Genomic DNA, 5,869 nt, shown 5'->3' on the forward strand with positions numbered 1-5,869 from the left:
AGCCGGTCGCCGTCGGGCGCGGAGAGCACGGGGTTGGCGGCGACGGCGAGGAGCGCGCGGACCGGCTCGCCCTCCTCGGTGGCGGTGTCGATCTCCTCCGCGAGGGCGGAGAGGGGCAGCTCGCCCTTGGCTTCCGGGTGCCGGCTCACGCGGGAGTGCCAGCGTCCGAGGGCGAAGCCGCGGCCGGGTCCGGCGGGGCGCGGGGTCTTGTCGGTGGCTGCCTGCGGGAAGAGCGCGCCGCCGGGCCGGTCGAGGTTGCCGGTGAGGATGTTCAGCACGTCGACGAGCCAGCTGGCCAGGGTGCCGTGGGGGACGGTGCAGCTGCCGATGCGGCCGTAGACGGCGGCGGTGGGGGCGGCGGCGAGCTCGCGGGCGAGGGTGCGGATGACATCGGCCTCGACGTCGCAGGCGGCGGCGACGGCTTCGGGGGTGAACTCCCGCAGGGCGTCGGCCACGTCCTCGGCACCCTGCACGTGCGGAGTCGGCTCGGTGAGGTCCTCGTCGAAGAGCACCTGGGCCATCGCCGCCAGCAGCAGCGCGTCGGTGCCGGGCCGCACGGCGATGTGCCGGTCGGCGAGCTTGGCGGTGCGGGTGCGCCGCGGGTCGATCACGACGAGCGTGCCGCCCCGGGCCTTGAGGGCCTTGAGTTTGCCGGGGAAGTCGGGGGCCGTGCACAGACTGCCGTTGGACTCCAGCGGGTTGGCGCCGATCAGGAGCAGATGGTCGGTGTGGTCCAGGTCGGGCACGGGGATGGCGTTCGCGTCGCCGTAGAGCAGTCCGCTGGAGACGTGCTTGGGCATCTGGTCGACCGTGGAGGCGGTGAAGACGCTGCGCGTGCCGAGCCCGGCGAGCAGCACCGCCGGGTAGAGGGCGCCGGCCATGGTGTGCACGTTGGGGTTGCCGAGGACGACGCCGACGGAGTTCGGGCCGTGACGCTCCACGACGGGCCGGATGCCGGCGGCGACCGCGTCGAAGGCCTCCTCCCAGGTGGCCTCGCGCAGCTCGCCGTCCCTGCGCACGAGCGGGGTGCGCAGCCGGTCGGGGTCGACGTCGACGGCCCCGAAGGAGGCGCCCTTGGGGCAGATGAACCCCTTGCTGAAGACGTCGTCGCGGTCACCTCGGGCATGGGTGACGCGCGTCCCCTCGATGGTGAGGGTCAGGCCGCAGGTGGCCTCGCACAGGGGACAGATACGCAGGGCGGTGCGGGACACGGGTCCTCCAGGGGCGGCGGCTACGGTGACGCACGGACGCGCCCGAGCATACCGACCGGTATGCATGGAGGGGAGGCCCTGGCCGGGACGAGGTCAGTCGAGCACCCGGGCCAGATAGGCCCGCAGCATCTGGCGCATCTCCTCGATGATCTTCGGGTCCCCCTCCGACGCGACCCGGAAGGCCAGGTGGACGAGGGTGTCGGCGGTCTCGACGGCGACGAGGAAGACCCGGCGCAACTCCTCGTCGGGCTCGCGGTCGAGATAGCCGGAGAGGAGGGCGGTGAGGCGGTCGGCGACGCGGTGGTTGGGTTCGGTGTCGCGGGCGCCGACCGGGATCTGGTTGCCGAAGTCGACGAGGGAGAAGCCGGGCGCGGTGCGCTTCATCTCCAGGTACTCGTCGAGCACGGCGTCCATGGCCTCGCGCCAGCCCCCGTCGCCCGCCGTCCGCAGACGCTGGGTGACCCGCTCCGAGTAGCGCTCCAAATTGCGCTGGGCCAGCGCGTCGACCATCTGGCGCTTGTTGCCGAAGAAGCGGTAGACCGAGCCGATGGGGACTCCGGCCCGCTGGGCGACGGCCCGGGTGCTCAGGTCGTCGTAGCCGACCTCGTCGAGGAGATCGGCGCAGGCGTCGAGGATCCTGGCCAGGCGTTCGGCACTGCGCCGCTGGACGGGCGCACGACGGAGCGAGGTCGCATGAGGCACGGGCTTCATGATGCCGTTCCGGCACGCTCCGGTGAACCTCGCCCCCCGATCCGCTTCCGCGGGTCCGACGCGTGCGTCACACCGCCCACCGGTCGCCCGCACCCGACGTCGGGCCGGGGGGCTCCGACGCGGCGCCAAGGCCGGGGCCGGGCTCCGACGCGGCACCAATGTCGGGGCCGCTCCGACGCGGCACCAATGTCGGGGCCCAGCTCCGACGCGGCGCGAGGGGCGGGGCCGGGCTCCGACGCGGCGCGAGGGGCAGGACCGGGCTCCCACGCAGCGCGAGGGGCAGGACCGGGCTCCCACGCAGCGCGAGGGGCAGGACCCGACGCGAGGCCGGGGCCGGGACCGGGTTCCGACGCAGCGCCAGCGCCGTGGCCAGACTCTGACACAGCGCCAGCACTGGGGCCCGGCTTGGACGCGGCGCCGGGGTCGGGGCCGGACTCCGACGCAGCGCCAAGGCCAGGGCCGGACTCCGACGCAGCGCGAGGGGCGGGGCCGGACTCCGACGCGGCGCCAGGGCCAGGACCGGACTACGACACAGCGCCCATGCCGGGACCGGACTCCGACGCGGCGCCAGCACCGGAGCCGGGCTCCGACGCAGCGCCAACACCGGACCCCGACACAGCGCCAGCGCCAGGACCCGGCTCCGACGCGGTGATGTCGGCCGTGCTCTCCACCGGTCTGCCGTCCACCGCCCACACCGTGCCGTCGTCGGCGTAGAGGCGGGCCGTGACGTGGTGCGTGCCGCGTGGCACGAGGCGGTCGGCGAGACGGTACCCGGGCGCCCGGAGCCGGGCGACGAGGCGGCCGTCCACGTAGAGCCGCGCGAGTCCGCGCCCGGCCACCGCCCGGGCCGCCGTGCCCGCCGGGGAGAAGCGGAAGTTCCGCACGGTCAGACGGACGTCCCAGCCGCCGGCCGCGCCGGGCTGCACCTCGATGCCGATGCCGGGAGCGCCCTGCCGCGCCACCTCGCGGTAGGGGCGCCCGTCCTGGTCCCGGTCCCCCAGGAGGCTGCCCACCGGCGTGGGAGAGGCCCCGCTCCCCCGTGCCTCATCGAAGCCGCAGCCCGCGGATCCGGTCAGCAGCAGGACACAGACCACGAGCACGGCGCGAGATCCCCGTGTCCACGACATGCCGGGGAGCGTAGAACAGGCGTCCGGGCCGGCGGATCGTCCTGGAGTCGGGTTCACCCTCCTCCCCCGAGAGGAGTCCCGCAGTGCCGCGCGTCCCTCTTGCGCCGGGGAAATCGCAATCCTACGGTGTCCCATAGGAATCGGGTGGGACGCAGGAATCGGACCGCAAGGGAGCAGCGATCATGGGCGCGGACGCGCGGAAGACCGCCGAAGGGCTGACCTACCTCTCCGGCTTCGGCAACGAGCACAGCTCCGAGGCCGTCCCGGGCGCACTGCCGGAGGGCCGCAACTCCCCCCAGCGGGCCCCGCTCGGGCTGTACGCGGAACAGCTGAGCGGTACGGCCTTCACCGAGCCCCGGGCGCACAACCGCCGCTCGTGGCTGTACCGGATCCGCCCGTCGGCCGCGCACCCGGCGTTCACCCGCACGCACAACGGCTCGATCCGCACCGCCCCCTTCACCCAGACCGTGCCCGACCCCAACCGCCTGCGCTGGAACCCGCTGCCCGACCCGGCGCCGGAGACCGACTTCCTGGCCGGCCTGTGGACCCTGGGCGGCAACGGCGACGCCACCCAGCGCACCGGCATCGCCGTCCACCTCTACACCGCCAACACCTCGATGGAACGGGTGTTCAGCGACGCCGACGGCGAGCTGCTGATCGTCCCGGAGCGCGGTGGGCTGCTGCTGCGCACGGAGTTCGGTCTGCTTCATGTGGAGCCGGGACATGTGGCGCTCATCCCTCGTGGGGTCCGCTTCCGTGTGGAACTGCTCGACGAGTCCGCCCGGGGGTATGTGTGCGAGAACTACGGCGCGCCCTTCCGCCTCCCCGACCTGGGCCCGATCGGCGCGAACGGCCTCGCCAATCCCCGGGACTTCCGCGCCCCGGTCGCCGCGTACGAGGACGTCGAGGGCCCGGTGGAGGTGGTGAACAAGTTCTGCGGCAACCTCTGGACGGCCACCTACGACCACTCCCCGCTCGATGTCGTCGCCTGGCACGGCAACCATGTGCCGTACAGCTACGACCTGCGCCGTTTCAATGTGCTCGGCACCATCACGTACGACCACCCGGACCCGTCGATCTTCACGGTGCTGACGTCCCCGTCGGACACCCCTGGCCTGGCCGGGGTCGACTTCGTGGTGTTCGCCCCGCGCTGGCTGGTGGGCGAGGACACGTTCCGGCCGCCGTACTTCCACCGGAACGTGATGACCGAGTACATGGGTCTGATCGAGGGCGCGTACGACGCGAAAGCGGAAGGCTTCGTGCCGGGCGGCGGCTCGCTGCACACCATGATGTCGGCGCACGGCCCGGACCGGGAGACCTTCGACCGGGCGAGCGCCGCCGAGCTGAGGCCGCAGAAGATCGACGACGGCCTGGCGTTCATGTTCGAGACCCGCTGGCCGATCACCCTCACCCCGCAGGCGGCCCGCGCCGAACACCTCCAGCAGCGCTACGACGACGTCTGGCAGGGCCTGGAGCGGCACTTCCGTCCCTTGCACTGAACACCCCCGACCGGTACGGATGGCCCGTGACCTCCTTCGCTCCGGACTCGATCGTCCTGAACCGCAAGCTGCCGCTCTGGTACCAGGTGTCGCAGTCGCTGCGCGCCTCGATCCTCGGCCGCTCGCCCCAGGACCCGCTGCGCCTGCCCACCGAGGAGCAGCTGGCCGGGCACTACGGCGTGAGCGTGCTGACCATGCGGCAGGCGCTGAAGGAGCTGGAGGACGAGGGGCTCATCACGCGCCACCGCCGGCGCGGCACGTTCATCGAGCCGCACGCGCGCCGGGGCACCCCGGTCCGCCTGCTGGGCTCGGTGGACGCGATCGTGGCCCAGCAGTCCGGCATGACGACCGAGCTGCTGGACCACGGCACGGCCCCGGTGCCGGCCGAACTCGCCGAGTTCTTCCCGGATGTGCCGGAGGTGGCGACGTACCACCGGCTGCGCAGCGACGAGAAGACCGGTGAGCCGACCAACCACGCCCGCAACTACGTGCGTCCCGAACTGGCCGCGCGCATGGACCTGGACGACCTGGTCCGCTGGCCCATGACCAAGGTGCTGCGGGACGTCGTCGGGGCGGACATCAGCCGCATCACGGACACGGTGGAGGCCCGGCTGGCCGACCCGGAGACGGCGAAACTGCTCCATGTCCCGTTGCTCAGCCCGATCCTGCACTACACGGGCATCACGTACGACGCCGGCGGGCGGCCTCTGGACGTGGCCGTCATCCAGTACCGGGGGGACCGCTTCTCCTTCACGGTGACCCTGGAGGCGACCTGACCCGGGTGTCGGAGCCACACCGTACGATGCCGTGCGTGACGCACGACGACGCTCCGCTGCTGGCGGACCTCATGCCGTGGTCCGTCGCACCGCCGCGGCTCGGCCGGGGGTGGCCGGCAGGACCCGACGCGGCGTCCCTGAAGGCCCGCTGGGACGCCCTGATGAAGGCCGAGGGACCCGACCGCGAGACCCTGTTCGAGCCGACCCGGTCGCGCACGCCGCACACGGCGGTCGGCCAGTTGCCCGGCCAGGCCGGCAGCGGCACGCAGAAGCTGGCGCGCGCCTCGGGGCCGTGCCCGGAGCCGGTGCGCGTGCTGTACGCCCCCTTCGACGAGCAGTGGCTGATCCCCGACCAGCGGCTGATCGACGCGGCCCGCCCGGAGCTGTGGCGGGTGGCGGGCGAACGGCAGGCCTTCGTGCTGGAGACGCCCGAAGCCCCAGGCAGTGCCCGCGAAGTCCCGCGCCTGCTCGTCACCTCACTGCTCCCGCTGCTGCGCCCCGGCCGGATCCGCCCGCTGTTCCGGCGGCCGGGGCGCAGCAGCGGG

Annotated in this window: 6 protein-coding genes; 3 read left to right on the plus strand and 3 right to left on the minus strand. The window is 73.3% G+C overall.

The features are described from left to right. The 3 genes from CCL05_RS38415 to CCL05_RS38425 form a co-directional block, all read right to left on the minus strand. Positions 1-1,211 (minus strand): molybdopterin-dependent oxidoreductase (locus tag CCL05_RS38415; protein ID WP_158102526.1); only part of this gene is annotated, 1,211 nt, incomplete at its 3' end. A gap of 93 nt (positions 1,212-1,304) precedes the next feature. Then, positions 1,305-1,922, minus strand: a complete 618-nt coding sequence (locus CCL05_RS38420; protein WP_086565250.1) for a TetR/AcrR family transcriptional regulator — start codon at positions 1,920-1,922, stop codon at positions 1,305-1,307. A gap of 524 nt (positions 1,923-2,446) precedes the next feature. Continuing rightward, positions 2,447-3,049: a hypothetical protein gene (locus CCL05_RS38425; protein WP_244204544.1), complete on the minus strand. Its 603-nt coding sequence runs from the start codon at positions 3,047-3,049 to the stop codon at positions 2,447-2,449. A 182-nt stretch (positions 3,050-3,231) separates the two neighbouring features. On the opposite strand from CCL05_RS38425, the gene hmgA reads away from it, so the two are divergent. The 3 genes from hmgA to CCL05_RS38440 all read left to right on the plus strand — a co-directional run. Continuing rightward, positions 3,232-4,548 (plus strand): homogentisate 1,2-dioxygenase, encoded by a 1,317-nt coding sequence (hmgA, locus tag CCL05_RS38430; protein WP_086565251.1) that lies wholly within the window; start codon positions 3,232-3,234, stop codon positions 4,546-4,548. Between the two features lie 26 nt (positions 4,549-4,574). After that, positions 4,575-5,324 (plus strand): GntR family transcriptional regulator, encoded by a 750-nt coding sequence (locus CCL05_RS38435; protein WP_086565252.1) that lies wholly within the window; start codon positions 4,575-4,577, stop codon positions 5,322-5,324. A 26-nt stretch (positions 5,325-5,350) separates the two neighbouring features. Continuing rightward, positions 5,351-5,869, plus strand: a 519-nt coding sequence (locus CCL05_RS38440; RefSeq protein ID WP_341868296.1) for a type ISP restriction/modification enzyme, incomplete at its 3' end; no start/stop codon positions are given.

The organism is Streptomyces africanus, assembly GCF_002150735.1.
GTDB lineage: Bacteria > Actinomycetota > Actinomycetes > Streptomycetales > Streptomycetaceae > Streptomyces > Streptomyces africanus.

Excerpts from the sequence above, each read along its gene's own strand:
- CCL05_RS38420 (WP_086565250.1), bottom strand. The coding sequence starts at position 1,922 with ATGAAGCCCGTGCCTCATGCGACCTCGCTCCGTCGTGCGCCCGTCCAG.
- CCL05_RS38425 (WP_244204544.1), bottom strand. The coding sequence starts at position 3,049 with ATGTCGTGGACACGGGGATCTCGCGCCGTGCTCGTGGTCTGTGTCCTG.
- hmgA (WP_086565251.1), top strand. The coding sequence starts at position 3,232 with ATGGGCGCGGACGCGCGGAAGACCGCCGAAGGGCTGACCTACCTCTCC.